This window comes from Hymenobacter plasmatis (genome assembly GCF_020711255.1).
GTDB lineage: Bacteria > Bacteroidota > Bacteroidia > Cytophagales > Hymenobacteraceae > Hymenobacter.
The window spans coordinates 1-17759 of sequence record NZ_JAJFAW010000042.1; the positions used below are offsets into that span (position 1 = coordinate 1).

Sequence of the window (17759 nt, forward strand, 5' to 3'; positions counted from 1 at the left end):
GTGGCCGAGCCCGTGGCCGAGGTGCAGGTCGCCTGCACCAGGGTCGAGAGCGTCACGCCCAGCGGAGCCACCGGCTGCGAAATATTAACGGCAGCGCCGTTAAACGTGCAGCTGCCGCTGGTTACTGAGATGGGGATGTTAAGCGCAGGAGCCAGGTTGTTAAAGGTTACCGTGCGGTCATTGCTGATGATAGTCTGCCCGTCCACGCGGAAGGTGAAGGGCGCTGCGCCGCCAGCCACGGTCAGCGTCACCCGGCCGTTGTTGGCCCCAAAGCAGGTCACATTGGTCAGCCCGGTGGCCGTCAGGCCGGTGATTGTGTTCACGCCGCGGATTTCAATCGCGGCGCACGTCACCGTGCAGCGAGTAGTAGCGTCGGTCACCAGCACCTGATAGAAGCCTGGAGTTAAGGTCGTGAAGGCACCATTTGAATTGCTGAATACTGCGTTAGTTGCCGTATTTGTCAGGCGGTAGGTGTAATTTCCCGAGCCGCCTGACGCCGTTAGGGTAGCCGTGCCATTACTTGCACATGTTGCAGCCCCTACATCTGACAGGGTGAGCGATAGGTGGCTCTGCACCGATTCAATGCGAACCAGTTTAGTATCTGAGCAGCCGCCGGCAGCGGTTACCTTCACACTGTAGGTGCCGGCGGCCAGGTTCGAGAACGTGCCCGAAGCCTGAGCGGTGCCGTAGGTGCCCACCGTACCACCGGTCACGGTAGCCAGGGCGTACATGTAGCCCGAGCCACCGGTAGCGGCAATGGTGAAGCTACCCGTGCTGCCGCCCGTGCAGCCCACGTTGGTGATGCTGGGGGTGCCCAGCGCCACGGTGCAGCAGCTCAGCAGCGTGCTGACGTGCCCCTCGTCGTAGGCCTCGTTGATGGCCGTGAGGATGGTGTTGAGCTGCGAAAGCGTGTACTGGGTGGAGCACCCGCCGTACACGTTGTTGGCGATGACCAGCAGCTGGTTCACCGTCAAACCAGCAAAGGTGCCCGTCGTGATGACGGCACCTCCCAGGTTGGTGGACGAAAAGTGAACCGACAGCGTCAGGGACGCCAGCTGGCCCGCAAACTCGCTGGAATAGCTATGGCCCGGGTTTATGTAATTCTGGGTCAGGGCGCCGGGGTTGCTGCCCGAGGGCAAAAAGGCGGTGACCGCCGCCGCAGTAGTCAGGGTAAGGGTGTGGCCACCGGCGCCTGTGCACCCAATGACGAGGCCACTGGGGAAGGCACTGGCGAAGCGGGTCTGCACCAGGGTACCCGGATTGCTACCGTGGGCCGGCGAGCCGTAGCCCCCCTGCGTGTAGGTCACAAACCCGCAATTGGTTTGGGCCAGCACGTTGGAGCTAAAGCCCGCCAGCAGCAGCGTGAGCAGCCAGCTGACGACCCAATGGGCCCCTCCGGGTGGGTTTTTTGTCCCGCCCGGCCGGGATGTGACGAAGCCATAACACCCGACTGTATCGGAGTTATGGCCACGTATGTGAGAAGAGGATTGATTACTCATGATAACATGTTTTACATAAAGAATGGTTAGGGGTGAAGTGAACATGTTTGGCTGTTGAGCAGCCACCGTGACACGACTCATCTAAGCGTCGAACCCGGACCGAGAAGGAAATGTGGCGGCGGTATTTGGAAGGACCATCTGGCCACGTGCCTGGCAAACCAGGCGGTCGAAACGCGCATCATTTATGTCATATATGAGTAGAATTAGGGTGGAAAATGCAGGCAAAGGCTTCCCGTGGTTGTTTTTGACAACCAGTCTGTTAAAGCGGGTTCCAGAATTTTAATAAAGATTAACTTATAACAATACTGCGCATTGTACAAATGCGACACATGCCCCTAGCGGCCCCAAAAAACCCGATTAATGTCGCGGGATTGCTGAAAAAAAGCAGTTGGGGTTTCCTCCGTGAAGCGCCGAAACTCCCGAATGAAGTGGGCCTGGTCGAAGTAGCCGCAGGCGTGGGTCACGTCCTGCCAGTTGGCATCGGGCTGCTCCTTCAGTAGCTGAAATACCTGCGCAAAGCGGCTGATTTCGGCAAAGAGCTTGGGCGAGACGCCCACCGCTTCCCGAAACCGGCGCTCGAGCTGCCGCCGGCTCAGGTGGGCCAGGCGGGCCAGCTCGTCGGCGCAGACTTGCCCGCGCCGCTGCCGCAGGGCCTTGGCCACTACGTCGATGGCGGGGGTCTCCCGGCGGCGGCTCAATTGAGCCAGGAGCAGCTCTTCGGCGGCGGCTACGCACTCGGCGGGGCTGGTGGCGGCCTGCACCCGGCGCGTGAGCGCGTCGCCAAACTGACGCGGGGCGCATTCCTGCTCCGGCCCCATGCTCGCCGCCGCCACGATGGACATGCCGAACAGCTGGTAAAACCCGGTGGGCTGAAACATGACCCCAAACAGGCTGGCCGGCCGGGCGCAGCGCAGGTTGAGCCGGTGGTCCGTGACCTGGCCCAGCATCCAGCCTTCCTCAATGCATTCGCCGTTGGCGCCCTCGCACGTCACCGGTTGGTTGGGCTTGCCCAGCACCACAATAATCGACGGCTTGGGCGAGGGCAGAACGGGGTGAAGCAGCGGCGTAGCCGAGCCGGCCTCTTCAAAATTCCAATAGCACTCTACTATGTTTTGCAGCGAGGCTGCTGGAGTAAATTCTTCCCATTCCATAGAATATTGGCTGTAATGCTACGGCGGGGTAAGTGCGGCCGATGCGTGAGTACGTTTCTGAATATAAATTCGATTAATCGTATTTAAAGTAAATATTGTTACAAACCCGTCTATAAGCCAGTATTCTATTCTCGACTTATTTATCGCTCGTTAGCTTGATACTCAGTGCAATAATAAATTTTTGCAACTAGCTGAAAAACAAGGGTTTTATATAGATTTCACTATATAATGCAACACTATATCAGCTCCTGAGAGTTAGCTCAAACCGTAATTGAAAGAAGATTTTAGCCCGGTTTATGGTCGAGGTTTCAATGCTTGCGTTTTTCCCGAGCCAGAAAGACTTTTCGGGTTTGGGATATTTTTTTCTGCCGCCCCAAGCACGGTTCAGGTTATCAGCTACTCGGGCAACCAAAATTGGACTATCGCAGACCCATCAAAACCATAACCGTACGACTGCCTGGCCCGGGGCCGGATAGCCGGCGTATGCCAGCTGGAGATTGTACCGCCCCTAGATTCGCAGGTGCCGAGCTTCCGGGAACGAAAAAGTGGCCGTGCATTTTTTACAGATGGCCGAAAGGAGGCGTCGACAGCCCGCAGGATTTACTCCTGGCCGGCAGCCAGTCGTGCCAGCTACCATCCCTCCTGCCCCATGCCATTTTAGCTCAACTGCGCCCTGGTACTACGCGTGCTTGGGTATCGGTACTACTAAGGTTACGGCCAGTAGTGGGCTCGGTGTGCCCACTAGATACGAGGAACCGTTTAGCATCTGGAGCGAGTTAAATTTATTGCCGATAACATGCTAATTTCAAATGCATAAATGCGTAAATTGAGCCAAGAGAGACCCTCCGTTTGAGGGAACGAAAAGCAGCAGGTTATTTGGGGCAATCTGCTGCTTTAAAGTGATATATATTTTTCATCGTCGGGCTGAGCCCGTTTGTTTTCCACCTCTATTTTATTTTCACTTCCATGGATACGCAGGATACCCCAGACCCCTCCGCGCCGACGCCACTGGCCAGCAATCAAGACGCCCAAGTTCCCCATCAAGAGCTCGCCGCGCCGGCTCCAGTCGCGGCCGCCAGCCCCGCTCCAGCCGCCGCTGCTGCTACTCCCGCACCGCTGGCGGCTGACGCCCCAGCCGCGGCTGCCAGCCCCACTCCCGTTGCCGCCGCCCCTGCTCCAATCCCGGCCGCTGCGGCCGCTCCACAAGCAGCCGCTGCTCCTGCCCCAATCGCCGCCGCCAGCTCCACTCCGGTGGCAGTCGTTATCACCGACACTCCTACGCCAGTGGCGGCCGCCAGCCCTGCTCCTACTGCGGCAGCTAGCCCCGCTCCGACTACAGCCGCCCCCGCCCCTGCTGCCCCCGCCCCTGCCGCTCCCACCGCCGCCAGCTACGGGGTGAGCCCCCAGGCGCCAGCCGAAAACCCAACAAAGCTCACGTTTTCTATCCCGATAGAAATATCCGTAAGCACCCCGCTCCAACCGGCCAGCCAGCCCACCAATAGCGCGCCGGCCCCCACTGCCCCCGCCAGCCCCACCGACGCCCCCGCCCCTGAAAAGGGCGTTATCGGGTTCCAGTATGCGGCCAGCCGCAACGCTGCCCCCGCCGCCCCCGGCCAGCCCAACCAGTTGAACGAACAGGCCCCGGAAGCCCACAACACCGCTCCCGCCCCTGCCGACCAAGCGCCCCCGCTGCCCATAGACTAAGGAACCTACTTTACGCTCGGCTCCAAACAAAAAACGGCCTGCATCAAGTGATGCAGGCCGTTTTTGTGTTCAAGAATCAGTCCATTACAACCGCCAGCCCAATTGCGCCCCGGCATACCAGCTGCGGCCCGGCGCCGGCTGGAAGTAGCGGCCGCCAAATGCATTCAAATCATTGCCCAGGCTGTATTTGCGGTTACTGGCGTTGTCGAGGCCGGCGTAAATGTTGGTTTCGAGCCGGCCCCGGGTGCGCCGCCAGCCGCCCCGCGCCCCAAACACCCAATAGCCCGACGCCTCCTCGGTATTGGCATCGTTGAGCACCACGCGGGCCTGGTGGCTCAGATTGGGGTTGAGGTAAAAGCCGGTGGCGTGGCTGAAATCAAGCCCGGCACTGAGGGTATGCGGCGTGGTGCCGGTGAGGCGGTTGCCGCTCAAATCCTGCCCGCCGCTGGGGTAACTGCCGAAGTGGAAGTTATTGTAGGCGTAGCTGGCCCAGACTCTCAAGCCGGTGGGGGCCGCAGGCGTCGCACCGGGCACCGGGGCCGCTTGCCACAGCCAGCCGCTCAGCGCGGCTTCGAGGCCCCGCTGGTGGGTGCTGCCGGTGTTGCGGAACACAACAGTGCCCTGGTCGGTGGTGCTGCTAACCACGGTTTGGCGCAGCTCCAGGTCAAAGGCCGTCAGCTCGTATACCAGCCGATTGGTGAAGAAATTGCCCCGCGCGCCTACCTCGTAGCTGGTGCCGCGCTCGGCCTGCAGCTCGCCGTTTAGGCTGGCATCGGAGGGCCGAATTTCCTCTATGGTGGGCGGCGAAAAGCCGGTGCTGACGCTGGCATAAACCGATAAAATTGGGCTAAATTCCTTGAGAAGCGCCACGCGGGGCGACACTTCGGGCCGGAAATCGCGGCTAAACCGGTAGTCCGTGGGGCGGGTGGCGACGTTGCTCACCCGCGCAATGCGGTAGTGCAGCCGGTTGTAGCTCGCGGCCACGGTCAAGAGCAAATCGGCGGGCAGCGCGTAGTCGGCCTGAGCAAAAACGAAGCCCGTGGCGGTCGTGATTTCATCGTCGTAGCGTAGCGCGCCGGGCGTGCCGGCGTTGTTTTGGTAGCTGCGCCCGCTGGCAAAGCTGCCCTGCCACTCACCCCCGCCCTGCAGCCGCAGCACCCGCCCGGCCAGCGCGGTGCGGTAGCTCAGGGCCGTGCGGCCACCCAGACCCAGCGCCGTATTACGCTCATAGTCTACCAAATACGGCGTGCGTATGGCCGTGCCGCTGCCATAGAGTGTGGTTTGCAGGTTTAGCTGCTCATTGAAGCGGTAGTCGTGCGTGAGGCCGAGCAGGCCCGTGCGCGAGGCGTAGAAAGCCTGCTGGGCCACGGTGCCGGGGGCGGTGGCGGTGCCCGGCCGCGCCTGCCGCGGGTCGGCCGCGTACTGGGCCCGCGTGAGGCCGCCGGGCAGCTGGTAGTTGATGTCGGTATAGAGGAAATGGGCCGCCAGCGTGGTTTTGGGCGAGGCCACGGTACGGGCATCTAGCGCGAAAACATCGCGCCGCAAGGCACTCTGCACCCGGTAGCCGTCCAGCTCCTGGTGCGCGTATTGGGCCCGCACGCTGCTGGCGGCACTGCCGGTTTCGGCGATAATCGTGCTGCGGCGCAGGCCGTAACTGCCCACCGTGGCCCCAGCCGCTACCCGGCTGGTGCCCGCCGCCACCTCCGGCGTGCCAAACAACGCCACGCCGCCTGTGCCCGCGCCGTACACGCTGCCGGCGGGCCCTTTCAGCACTTCCAGCCGCCCGATAATGGCGGGGTCGAGCAAATTCAGGGGCGTGCTGCCGCTGGCTTCGGTGTATGGGATGCCGTTGTAGTACACCTTCACGTTGCGCACTCCGAAGGGCGAGCGCAGCGTGCTGCCCCGAATACTAAGCCGGTAGCTGGCCGTGGCCCGCTCCTCCAGCCGCACCCCGGGCAGCGTATTTACGGCCTGCGTGAGGGCTGCGGGGCTGAATTGCTCAATCGTGCGGGCCTCGAGCACGCCCACGGCCGCCGCGGTGCGGCGCAATGGCAGGCGCTGGCCGTAGCCCGTCACGGTGGCCTCGGGCAGGGCCACGGCGCGGGCGGTATCGGTGGGCTGGGTTTGGGCAAAAGTGCGCGATTGGGGCAGCAGCAGCGCCAAAAGCAACAAGTAACGAACAGGCATGAACGACAACGGAAGTAGGACGACGCAGACCCGCCGAGCCCGCAAATTGTTGCCGGACGCCAGGTTTTCAGCCCGATTTTCTGCGGGCCAATCGGTTGCAAAGGTGCTCAATTCGCAGCCGATTGGGCAGTGGACAGCCCGCCGCCACTCCTTATAATAATATAATATGGAGTAAAATCAGTAAATTACTAATACCTACAAGATGTTCCGGCCGCCCATCCGCCAGGTGGCAAAACGAAAGAAATCTGCTAGCGTCTCCGGCCCATGTTTTATCAGGTATTTGCCCCCTGCCAGCCGCTGGCCCCGTTTATCGACAGCTACTACGTGCTGGAGGGCAACCCCTGGGAGGGCTACCAGCGGGTGAAGCTAACGCCCAGCGGGACCAGTGGCCTCGTGGTGCAATACGGCGACCGACTACAGCTCGAAAATGACTACCACCGGAACGAATTACTGAGTGAAAGCTTCGTTTTTGGCCAGCTTCGGAAGTATGTTTTTCTTGAAGCCAGCGGTGGGCTGAAAGTGCTGGGGGTCCATTTTAAGCCCACCGGTTTCTACCGCCTGTTTGGCATTCCGATGGCTCCCTACACCGACCGGGCCGTGGACGCCGAACTGGTGCTGGGTGGCGGGGCCGTTTACCTGGCCGGCCGGGTGTGCGACACCGGCGAGGCTGCGGCGCGGGTGGCCGTGGTGGAAGAATTTCTGCTGCGCTTCCTGGGCAAAGGTTCGGCGGCCGAATCTATTACCGACCAGGCCGTGCAGCTTATCCTAAGCCAGCGGGGCAATCTGTCCATCTGCGGGCTGGCCCAATCCCTGCAAGTGGGCTGCCGCACGCTGGAGCGGAAATTCAGGGCCGAAGTGGGCATTTTGCCCAAGCAATTTGCCAGCATCATTCGCTTCAATGCCATGCTGCGGGCCCGGCAAACGACCCACAGCTCTTGGCTCGACGCCGCTTACGCGGGTGGCTACTGCGACCAATCGCACCTGATTCGGCAGGTCAAGCTTTTTTGCGGAGAGGTTCCGTCGCAGCTGCTTACCGGCGATACCGACGACCTGCCCACGCTGATTCAGCACAGTTACCACCACCACTTATCCGGCTTTTAATCAGGCCAGTACGCATTGGGCAGCCAGCATTTTGCCTGTCACTTTTGTCCAATGTAAAGCACGGGCCCGCGGCTAACTTAGGGAAAGACTTTTCTTTCCACCGGCGCTTACCCGCCGCTTTCCCGCTACTGTTATGATAGCCGAAGAAACCATTTCGCAACTCGCAACTGACCTGCGCGGCCGGTTAATCGAGCCCCATCACGCCGAGTACGACGCCAGCCGCCGCGTACACAACGGCATGATACACAAACACCCCGCCGGCATTGCCTACTGCGCCGACGTGGCCGACGTGATTACCTGCGTGAACTACGCCCGCGAGCACCACCTGCCGGTGGCAGTGCGCGGCGGCGGGCACAGCGCCGCCGGCATGGGCCTGTGCGACGACGGGCTGGTGATTGATTTGTCGCAGCTCAACAGCGTGTACGTCGACCCCGACACCCATACCGTGCGGGTGGAGGGCGGCTGCACCCTGGGCCAGCTCGACCACGTGACGCATGCCTTCGGGGCGGTGGTGCCCAGCGGCATCATCTCGACTACCGGCGTAGGCGGCATCACGCTGGGCGGTGGGCTGGGCCACTTCACCCGCCAGTGCGGCCTCTCGATTGACAACCTGCTCGAAGCCAATGTGGTGCTGGCCAACGGCCGGCTGGTAAAGGCCTCGGCCCAGGAAAACGCCGACCTGTTTTGGGCCCTGCGCGGAGGTGGCGGCAACTTCGGCATCGTCACGTCCTTCCTGTTTCGGTCGCACCCCATCAGCACGGTGTACGCCGGGCCCATGCTCTGGGAGCTGCACGACGCCCCCGCCCTGATGCGCTGGTACCGCGACTTCATCAAAGTGGCAGCAGATGACGTGAGCGGCTTTTTGGCCTTCCTGACCGTGCCGCCCGGCCCGCCCTTCCCCGAGCACCTGCACCATAAAAAGATGGTGGGCATTGTGTGGAACTACACGGGCCCGCCCGACTGGGCCGACGCCACGTTTGCGCCCATCCGCCAGGCCTTCCCGCCGGCCCTCGACCTAGTGGGGCCACTGCCCGTGCCGGTCCTGCAGAGCATGTTCGATGGGCTGGTGCCGCCCGGCTACCAGTACTACTGGAAGGCCGATTTTGTGAACGAGCTTAGCGACGTGGCCATCGACATTCACTTGCGTTTTGCCGAAATGCTGCCCACTCCGCTGTCCACCATGCACCTGTACCCCATCAACGGCGCAGCTGCCCGCGTGGCCCCCGACGCCACGGCCTGGGCCTACCGCCACGCCACGTGGTCGATGGTGATTTTGGGCAGCGACCCCGACCCATCCAACAACGACAAGTTCACCACTTGGGCCAAAGAGTACTGGCATGCGCTGCATCCATATGGCGCTGGTGGCGCCTACAGCAACTTCATGATGGACGAAGGCGCCGACCGCGTGCAGGCCACCTACGGCAGCCACTACCCGCGCCTGGTGGCCATTAAGACCAAGTACGACCCCCAAAATCTGTTCCGTTTAAACCAGAACATTATGCCGTCGAGCGAGGCCTAGCCCAGCCTGCGCGCCCACCCACAGCCCACCGCGCCCGCTAGGGAACGGTGGGCTGTTTTGTGCGTTTTGTTTGACGAGGCTCAGGTAGAGACGCAATATTTTGCGTCTCCTTAGCCTCACCGTGCGCAAGTTGTCGTCCAGATGGAAGACGCAAAATATTGCGTCTCTACATTCGTTCTGGCGCATTGCTTCGCCACAGGCCGCAAATGCACCTCTTTATATCTGCCATGAACTTGTACCTACCCCGCCGCTACCGCCGCAAGCTGCTGTTTCCGCCGGGCTTGTTGGCGCTGGCGGGGCTGCTGTGGCTGGGGTGCGAGGTGGTGGGCAAGCATTGGGACCGGTTGAAGCTGCGTAGTGTGATGCAAATCACCATGCCGCCACTCCAAATAAAGCCGGATAGTCCCTTCTATGGAGCTGCTTCGCCAGTTTCTATGCCCGCCCACAAGCTTGAATCATTCCGGCCTTGGCATTTTGTCTGCTTCACTGGCCCGGCAGGACATGACTTGCAGACGCAGCAAAAGCTAATTCTGAATGTCCGCAACATTGTGGCTGATTCTGGAAAAGCAGGCGGAGTGCGAATAACCTTTGCGCCTACCGCTCACTACAAGGATTTGGTATTTGTAATTGATTTAATGAACCGAGAGAACGTCAAAAAATATTGGCTGGATTTTAAGCACAAGCCCACTACGTTGTTTGCCTATACAGATGTGCGGCCACGCCATGGAGGTGACGTACAATTTATTTGTGGTACGCGTTATATCCCAATGCCTGAACCCTCACCTCCCAGTGCATTCGAGACATATTCTGACGAGTTGATGGCGGGCTTTAAGCATCCGACGTCGCTAAAAACGCTCATACCAACGCCCTGGTCAGTACCTGTTCTCCTACTTATAATAATAGCGGCTATAGGCACGTGGCGCATCGGGCGAAGTTGGCACCAGTTTCAAGGCGTATAATTTTGAAACCCACACGTTCTTAGGTATCGAATGCCCGCCCTCCCACCCGACCTGCGCAAAGCGCTTTTTCAGCTCCCGCAAAAAGAGAAAGACCAGCTCCTGGCCCGCCTCGTGGCCCAGGATGTGGTGCTCACCGAGCAGTTGGCCTACCGCCTGCTGGAAGGGCCCGAGGCGCTGGAAACCCGCCGCGCCGTGCTGCGCGCGCAGGTCGACGACCCCGTGCGGGGCTTCCACCAAACCCCCAACGACCTGCTCGTGATACTGCGGCAGCTGCAGGCGCGGCTGGCCTACCACGCCAAGATTACGGAGGATGCCTACGGCGAAATTGAGCTAAGCTGGCGGCTGCTGGCCAACGTGTTCCGGCACCAGGCCGCCGTCACGGCGCGGCTGCACGGCCCCACGCAGCCACTGCTCCAGCACCTCACCAAACGCACCCACGAGGCCCTGAAGCAAACCACCCGGCTGCACGAAGACTACCACGCCGAGCTGGCCCCCACCGCCAATGCCGTGCTGGCCGCGCTCTGGCAATCGGGGGCCGCGCCCCTGGCGCGCGAAGCCGGCCTGCCGCGCGCCTTCCGGGTCGATTAGCAAGCGGCGTTCAGGGCAAATTGAGCTGAAATTTTGGTATCAGGGCCGGCCTGGGCCACGGGAGCTACTGCGGAAAATGGGTGTGGAGGCATCTTTTCGGCTGGGAAGGCAGTACAATAATCAACTCCCTTCTCCCGGTTCGTTTCCCACTTTCGTTATGTCCAGCACTCCCGGCCCCGATGCCCAGCGCCCGCCGCAGTTGTCCGAACACGCCTTGCGCCAAGCCCTGAGCGAGTTAGACGCCAAAATCCAGACCCTCCACAACCGCGCCCACGCCACGGCCGCCGGTTCGCCCAATACCTACCAGGCCCACGCCGAAGCCCTCGAGGCCAAGCGCGCACGCTTAGCTCAGCAGCTCGTGCAAGCTCCCGCCGATGGTTCCGAGCCCAGCGTTTGGGCCCAGATTCTGCGCGGAATCGAAAGTCTGCGCGAGGATTTACGGAACATTTTGTAGCTCCTGAGCCAACAATAAAATCGACAACCCCCTGAACAGTATCTACGTTTCAGCCCCGTAGGCCTCTAGCCGGCCACGTTCCCATCATCCTTATTGCCCACTTTATTCTATCCGCTTAGCCGTTATTCACCATGAAAAAGCTCCTCCTCCTTTTGCTGTTTCCGTTCCTGGTCACCACGGCCAGCCATGCCCAGAGCCAGGGCAAAAAGCCCCACCTGAAGGCCAAGCGCAACTACGCGCACACCACCGAATCGTCGAAAGGCAAAAAGGCCAAAGCCCACTTCCGACCCGAAAACAACGTGCACCCCATCATCGACTTCAATCCGAAGCGACAGCAAAAATTCAAAACCACCAAAGCCCCCAAGAATTACAAATTCACCATGGGGGTTTAAAGAAAAAGGCCGCCGCTTCTACAGAAGCGGCGGCCTTTTTCTTTAAGGACTAATGAGGAATGACAAGTGACTAATAAGGAATGAAGAGTTAGCCCAACGACTAATTCTCCATTAGTCACTTGTCATTAGTCATTATCATCTACGCCGGCTCGCGGAAGCCAACCCAGGTGAAGCGCTTGATGACGAACTCGGGGTTGGTGAAGCTGGCGTTGCCGGCGGGGTTGCCGCCGGTCACGTGGAAGTCGGAGAAACCGGCGTTCTGGTTCACGTAGATGCCACCGGTGAGGTTGAAGCTGACGGGCGTGCCGGCCAGGCTCATCTCATCCATAATCTGTTCCTTCACGATAAGGTCGGTGGTGTAGGCGCCGCACGAAATGGCGCCGTGCTCGCGGGCCAGCTTGGCCGCGAGGTGGATGCTCTCCTGCGTGCTCTTGGTTTTGATGACAAGCATAATGGGCCCGAACAGCTCCTGGCTGAACTGCTCGACGTGGCTGGCATCGACTTCGTGAATACTGGGCGAGCAGGTGCGGGCGTTCTTAAAGGTGGGGTGGTCGACGGTGCCGGGGTCCAAGATGCTGCGGCCGCCTTCGAAGGCCAGCTGCTTCACCCGTTCGTGCGTGCCGTGGTTTTGGATGGCGCCGAGCACGTGCGCCCCGGCCTTGGGGTTGGTGGCCAGGCCCGTAACGGCGGCCGCTAGTTTCTGCACCACTTCCTCGTAGGGCACTTGCGTGTCGCCCACTTTCACGCCGGTTTCGGGAATGAAGAAGTTTTGGGGCGCGGTGCACATCTGGCCCGAGTAGAGGCTGACGGAGAAAGCCAGGTTCTGGGCCACCTTGTCCAGGTCATCGCAGGAGTCGAGGATGATGCTGTTAACGCCCGTTTTTTCGGTAAACACCGTCTTGCCCTTCAGGCTCTCGATGTAGTCGCCAAACTGCGAGCCGCCGGTGTAGTCGATGAGCTTGATGGCAGGGTTTTCGGCCAGCTCCTTGGTAATGAGGTAGTCGTCGGCATCGACGCCCAGCTGGCAGATGCAGGGGTTCAGGCCGTGCTCCTTGAGCACTTTCTGCACCTCGGATATCACGATGGCAATGGGCAGCACCGCCTTGGGGTGGGGCTTGATGATGGTGGGATTGCCGGTCACGAGCGAGGCAAACATGCCCGGCACCGTGTTCCAGGTGGGAAACGTGGAGCAGCCGATGACCAGGGCCAGGCCCTTGGGCACGGCGCGCCAGGTCTTGTGCAGGGCAATGCTGTACTTGCCCATGGGCTTCTCCCAGCGGGTTTCTTCGGGGAAGCGGGTTTGCTCCTCGTAGCCAGCCGCAATGGCCTCCAGCGCGCGGTCGGCGGCGTGGGGGCCGCTGGCCTGAAACGACATCATGAAGGCCTGCCCCGTGGTATGCATGGTGGCGTAGGCAATTTCGAAAAAGCGGCTTTTCATGCCTTCCAGCGCCTCGGTGAGCAGGGCCGCGCGCAGGGCGGGCTTCAGCTTGCGCCACTCGTCAAACGAGCCCTGGGCATTCTTAACCAGCGTATCGGGCGAGTAGAACGGATACTTAATTCCCAGCGGCGCCTGCTCGTAGGGCGACTCTTCCTGGCCCGCCCACCCTTCGGGCGGGCCTTGTTGCAGCTCAGTAAAGTGCTGGCCGCGCAGGGCGGCGAATTTCTCACGGCCCTGCACGTCGGCATCGGCCCCATAGATTTCGGGCGATGGGTTTTCGGGGAAAGCGGCGAAGAAGGTGCGCCCGTGCAGGGCCTGCACGGCGGCGTCGAGGGTGGCTTGGTGCTTGGCAATCATCGTGGGTGGGAGTAGAAAAGGCGATGGTTGGGCGGTGAAACAACCGCTACGCAAGTTACGCTTAGGGGCCCGCCCTGCCACCGCAGGGCCTTATAATCAATGGCATAATCAAGCGAAAATGTTTTATTTTGTACATTTAATTAATTAGTTAGGTCTCGCTCTCATCAATTGTTCAACTTTTTGCTTTTGCCTGCTTACCCAAGCTGCTGCATGTCCGTAGAAGGCACACTTTATCCCTACCGCCTATTCTATTCTTCTACTTGATGAGAAACACGTTACGCCTGCTATTGCTTCTGGTATTTAGCACGTTGGCCCTGGCGGCTGGGGCCACCGCGCCCCCCACCGTGCCGGGCCGCCTGGTGCTGAAGCTGCTGCCCGGCCGCAGGGCCACCGCCGTGGACGCGGCCCTGCGCGCGCTGGGCGCCCACAGCCTGCAGCAGAAATTCCCCCGTGCCCTGGCCCCCTGCCTTGAGAAGCGCGGCAGCGTGGACCTGCGCGGCATCTACCAAATCGAAGTACCGGCCACGCTGAGCCTCGAGCGGGCCCGCACCGTGCTGCTGGGCACCGGCGTGGTCGAATACGTGGAGCCGCTCTACATCCGCATGCCGCAGTACCAGCCCAACGACCCGCTGGCCGACTCCACCCTCACCGACCTCGCCGCCAGCCAGTACTACTTAAAGCAGATTCAGGCCTACCGGGCCTGGGACGTGACCCGCGGCGACAGCTCCATTGTCATCGGCATCACCGACGGCGGGGTGCGCCTCACCCACGAAGACCTGCGCCAGCAGATTAAGCACAACTACGCCGACCCCATCAACGGCCGCGACGACGACGGCGACGGCTACGTGGACAACTTCACCGGCTGGGACCTGGCCAACAACGACAACGACTCCGGCTACGACATCAAAATCGTCCATGGCACCTTGGTGGCGGGCGTGGCCGCTGCCCGCCCCGACAACGGTGTGGGCATTGCCGGCCTGGGCAACCGCTGCCGGTTTCTGCCGCTTAACATTTACCCCAACACCCCTACCGGCTACTTTGCCGGCGTGGAGGCCGTGGTGTACGCCGCCGACCACAACTGCAAGGTGATTAACATGAGCTGGGGCGCGGCCGGCGGCTACTCCCGCTACGAGCAGGACGCCATGACCTATGCCGCCGTGAACCGCGACGCTGTACTGGTAGCCGCCTCAGGCAACACCAATGCCGACCTGGCGTTCTACCCGGCCTCCTACGACCACGTGCTGTCGGTATCGGGCGTTGATAACAAAGACCAGAAAAGCCCCAACGCCACCTTCGGCCACCGCGTCGACCTGGTGGCGCCCGGCCTGAGCATCCTCACCACCTACGGCTACCACGGTACCACTCCGCAGGGCACTGCCGATGCCGACTACGTGGCCGTGGGCGGCACCTCGTTTTCCGCGCCGCTGGTGGCGGCCGCGGCCGCGCTGGTGCGGCGGCAGTTCCCGCAGTTCACCGCCGACCAGGTGGCCGCTCAGCTCCGCCAGACCACTGATAAAATCGACGACCTGCCCGCCAACGCGGCCTGGGCTACCCGCCTGGGCACCGGCCGGCTCAACGTGCTGAAAGCCCTCACCCAAACCACCCGCCAGGAGGCCCGCGTGCTCACCAGCATCCTGGCCCCGGCCCGCCCCGCCTACCTACCCGGCGACACCATTCGCCTGGCCGTGAACGTGCAAAACCTGCTGCAGCCCATCGCCGGGCTTACGGTGACGCTCACGGCGCTCTCGCCCTACATCACGGTGCGGCAGGGCACTTTTGCCGTCGGCAATCTGGCCATGTCGGGCCGGGCCAACAATGCCGGCACCCCTTACCGGCTGGCCGTGGCTACCAGCGGCATTCCGCTCAATACCACAGCCACGCTGCGCTACCGGCTCACGGCCGCCGGCGGCTACCAGTCTGACCAATACATCGACATCGTGCTCAACCCCAACTATGTAGTGCTCGACGCCAGCGACCTGGCCGTGACGGTTACCAGCCGCAGCAACCTGGCGTTTGATGACCTGGCCGGCTCCGTGGGCTTGGGCCTGACTTACCGGGGCAGCGGCAACCTCCTGAGCGAGGGCGGCCTGCTGCTGGCCACTACGCCCACCCGGGTCTCGGACCGGCTGCGCTCCAGCGGCGGGCGGGCGCGGCAGTCTTTTTTCAGCCTCGGCCAGGCCACGCGCAAGCAGCCCGGGCCCCGTGCCGACCAGGAGGTACGGGCGGCGTTTCAGGACACCATTCCGGTGGTGGGCAGCCGCATTCGGAGCGTGGGCATGGCCGTGCGCCAGCGCGCCTATGCCTGGAGCGCGCCCGGCCGCCGCGATTTTGTGCTGCTGGAATATTCGCTCAAGAACCTCACCGCTGATACGCTAAAGCCCCTCTACGCTGGCCTGTTTACCGACTGGGACCTGCCCACACCGGATGGCAGCGCCAGCAACGCCGCCGCCTGGGACAGCACCCGCGCCCTGGGCTATACCTACGCCCTGAGCCAGCAATCCACCGCCACCCTGCCGGCTTCCTACGCCGGCGTGCGGCTGCTACGCGGCGGCGCCCCGTCCGTGTACTCCATCAATAACAATGCCCCCGCGGGCACGCCCGTGCGCCTTGCCGACGGCTTCTCGCTTGCCGAAAAATTCCTGACCCTGAGCAGCGGCACCGCCCGCGCCCAGCGTAGCGCGGGCCTACCCAACGGCGCCGATGTATCGCAGGTAGTGGGCACCCGCATCGCTAAGCTGGCGCCGGGCGACTCTACTACCGTAACCTTCGCCCTGCTGGTGTCCACCTCGCTGCCGCTGCTGCAGGCCGCGGCCGATGCCGCCCTCAGCGCTTATTCTACCCTGCTGCCCACACGCCCGGCGGCCTTAGCGGAGGGCTTCAATGTATTCCCCAACCCCACTTCCGGGCCCCTGCAGCTGGAGCTGCCCGCCCGGTTTGGCTTGGTGAGCGTGCATGTCATCAACGCCCTGGGCCAAGTGGTGCTGGCCCAGGCCGGCAGCGGCAACGTGGCCAACCTGAACCTAGCGGCCTTGGCACCCGGGGTATACACGGTGCGGGCGCAGGGTGCGGCTGGGGTGCGCACCCGGGTCGTGATGGTTCGATAAGCAGCTCAACGAAGTTGCCAGAGTTCGTCCCAGCCGGTGGTGTACAGCGGCGAGCGATGCGCCGAGCGGCCTGCCCAGGCAGGCTCCTTGAGTTCGCCGTCGGGCTTCCTGGCAGTGCCCGCGGCGGCCAGGTGCACCAGCTGCCGGCCAAAGCGCGCATTCAGGCCGTCGAGGGTGGCCATGAGCTGCTGGCGGCGCTGCTGGTCGGCGGCGGTGCTGGTATACAGGCCCAGCTGGGCTTGTCCGGCCGGCTCCAGCCCACTAAACAGGATGCCGGCGCGGTGGTAGGCCACGCCCGGGCGGCGCAAGCGGTGCAGGCCGCGCAGGGCGGCCTGGGTCAGCACGGTCACGTCGTGGCTGGCGTGGGGCAGGCTGATGACGGCCGTGTGGGTGGTGGGCTCGGCAGTAGCGGCAAAGCGGTTGGTGCCCAGGATGACCGTGACCAGGTGCGCGGCCAGCCCGTGCCGCCGCAGCTTCTCGGCGGCTTTGGCCGTGAAGGTGGCCAGGGCTTCGGCCAGGACAGCCGCTTCGTGCTGGGGCCGCCCAAAGCTCCGGGTGCAGGCCACGCTGTGGCGGCTGGCGGCGGTGGGTTGGTGGCGGTCCTCGTCGTCCCACTCCGTGGGGTTCCACTCCAGGCAGGGCTGGCCGTGCAGCTCGCGCCACAGCCGCTGCCCCACCACGCCGCCCATGTGGCGCCGCAGCCAGTGCTCGGGCATAGCCGCCAGCGCCGCCCCCGTGCCGATGCCCAGCTCGTGCAGCTTGCGGGCGTAGCGCCGGCCCACGCCCCATACGTCCTCGACGGGCATTTGGGCCAGGGCGGCCTGCCATTGGGCTTCGGTTTCGAGGAGCAGCACCCCGCTGGTGCCGTGCTTGCGGGCCAAGCGGTTGGCCAGCTTGGCCAGGGTTTTGGTGGGCGCGATGCCCACGCTCGTCGGAATGCCGGTGTGCTTCTTTACCCGTTGCTGCACCCGCACGCCGTACGCGTGCAAATCCGGCGCCACGAGGCCCATGCCGCGAAAATCCAGGAAAGCTTCGTCGATGGAGTACACCTCCACGCCCACTGCAAACTCGCTCAGCACCCGCACCACGCGCCGGCTCATGTCGCCGTACAGGCCGTAGTTGGAGGAAAACACCTGTACTTGGTGCTGCTCCAGCTGCGGGCGCACCAGGTGGTAGGGCTCGCCCATTTTCAGACCCAGGGCTTTGGCCTCGTCGGAGCGCGAAATCAGGTTATGGTCAGCCGGGGAATCGCTCCCCCGGCTGCCACTTCAGAACCGTGCGTGAGACTTTCACCTCACACGGCTCC

The 17759-nt window shown here is 62.5% G+C and carries 13 protein-coding genes; 8 read left to right on the forward strand and 5 right to left on the reverse strand.

What is annotated here, in order from left to right:
• On the reverse strand, window positions 1-1499 hold a 1499-nt coding region (locus LJ738_RS20545), incomplete at its 3' end, for a SprB repeat-containing protein (protein WP_227788230.1).
• Between the two features lie 335 nt (window positions 1500-1834).
• Complete coding sequence (locus LJ738_RS20550) at window positions 1835-2650, reverse strand: helix-turn-helix domain-containing protein (RefSeq protein WP_227788231.1); 816 nt, start codon at window positions 2648-2650, stop codon at window positions 1835-1837.
• 966 nt (window positions 2651-3616) lie between these two features.
• Between LJ738_RS20550 and LJ738_RS20555 the strand changes: the two genes are divergently transcribed.
• Entirely contained in the window at window positions 3617-4354 is a 738-nt protein-coding gene (locus LJ738_RS20555) for a hypothetical protein (RefSeq protein ID WP_227788232.1), read from the forward strand.
• An 84-nt stretch (window positions 4355-4438) separates the two neighbouring features.
• On the opposite strand, the gene LJ738_RS20560 is transcribed toward LJ738_RS20555, so the two are convergent.
• On the reverse strand, window positions 4439-6541 hold the full coding sequence (locus LJ738_RS20560) for a TonB-dependent receptor family protein (protein WP_227788233.1): 2103 nt from the start codon (window positions 6539-6541) through the stop codon (window positions 4439-4441).
• 264 nt (window positions 6542-6805) lie between these two features.
• Between LJ738_RS20560 and LJ738_RS20565 the strand changes: the two genes are divergently transcribed.
• The 6 genes from LJ738_RS20565 to LJ738_RS20590 all read left to right on the forward strand — a co-directional run bounded on the left by LJ738_RS20565 (window position 6806) and on the right by LJ738_RS20590 (window position 11554).
• Window positions 6806-7642: a helix-turn-helix domain-containing protein gene (locus tag LJ738_RS20565; protein ID WP_227788234.1), complete on the forward strand. Its 837-nt coding sequence runs from the start codon at window positions 6806-6808 to the stop codon at window positions 7640-7642.
• 133 nt (window positions 7643-7775) lie between these two features.
• Window positions 7776-9161 (forward strand): FAD-binding oxidoreductase, encoded by a 1386-nt coding sequence (locus LJ738_RS20570; RefSeq protein WP_227788235.1) that lies wholly within the window; start codon window positions 7776-7778, stop codon window positions 9159-9161.
• 227 nt (window positions 9162-9388) lie between these two features.
• On the forward strand, window positions 9389-10120 hold the full coding sequence (locus LJ738_RS20575) for a hypothetical protein (protein WP_227788236.1): 732 nt from the start codon (window positions 9389-9391) through the stop codon (window positions 10118-10120).
• 30 nt (window positions 10121-10150) lie between these two features.
• Window positions 10151-10708 carry a hypothetical protein gene (locus LJ738_RS20580; RefSeq protein ID WP_227788237.1) on the forward strand — a complete coding sequence of 186 codons (558 nt, stop codon included), beginning with the start codon at window positions 10151-10153 and terminating at the stop codon, window positions 10706-10708.
• Window positions 10709-10865: 157 nt separating this feature from the next.
• Window positions 10866-11162, forward strand: a complete 297-nt coding sequence (locus LJ738_RS20585; protein WP_227788238.1) for a hypothetical protein — start codon at window positions 10866-10868, stop codon at window positions 11160-11162.
• A gap of 131 nt (window positions 11163-11293) precedes the next feature.
• Entirely contained in the window at window positions 11294-11554 is a 261-nt protein-coding gene (locus tag LJ738_RS20590; protein ID WP_227788239.1) for a hypothetical protein, read from the forward strand.
• A 139-nt stretch (window positions 11555-11693) separates the two neighbouring features.
• Here LJ738_RS20590 and paaN read toward each other — a convergent pair whose 3' ends face one another.
• The gene (gene paaN / locus LJ738_RS20595; RefSeq protein WP_227788240.1) at window positions 11694-13349 is read right to left on the reverse strand and encodes a phenylacetic acid degradation protein PaaN; all 1656 of its coding nucleotides are present in this window, start codon (window positions 13347-13349) and stop codon (window positions 11694-11696) included.
• Between the two features lie 263 nt (window positions 13350-13612).
• On the opposite strand from paaN, the gene LJ738_RS20600 reads away from it, so the two are divergent.
• Window positions 13613-16453: a S8 family peptidase gene (locus LJ738_RS20600; protein ID WP_227788241.1), complete on the forward strand. Its 2841-nt coding sequence runs from the start codon at window positions 13613-13615 to the stop codon at window positions 16451-16453.
• A gap of 5 nt (window positions 16454-16458) precedes the next feature.
• Here the strand turns inward: LJ738_RS20600 and LJ738_RS21665 are convergent, their stop codons facing one another.
• Complete coding sequence (locus LJ738_RS21665; RefSeq protein WP_227788242.1) at window positions 16459-17682, reverse strand: Y-family DNA polymerase; 1224 nt, start codon at window positions 17680-17682, stop codon at window positions 16459-16461.
• Window positions 17683-17759 lie beyond the last annotated feature (77 nt).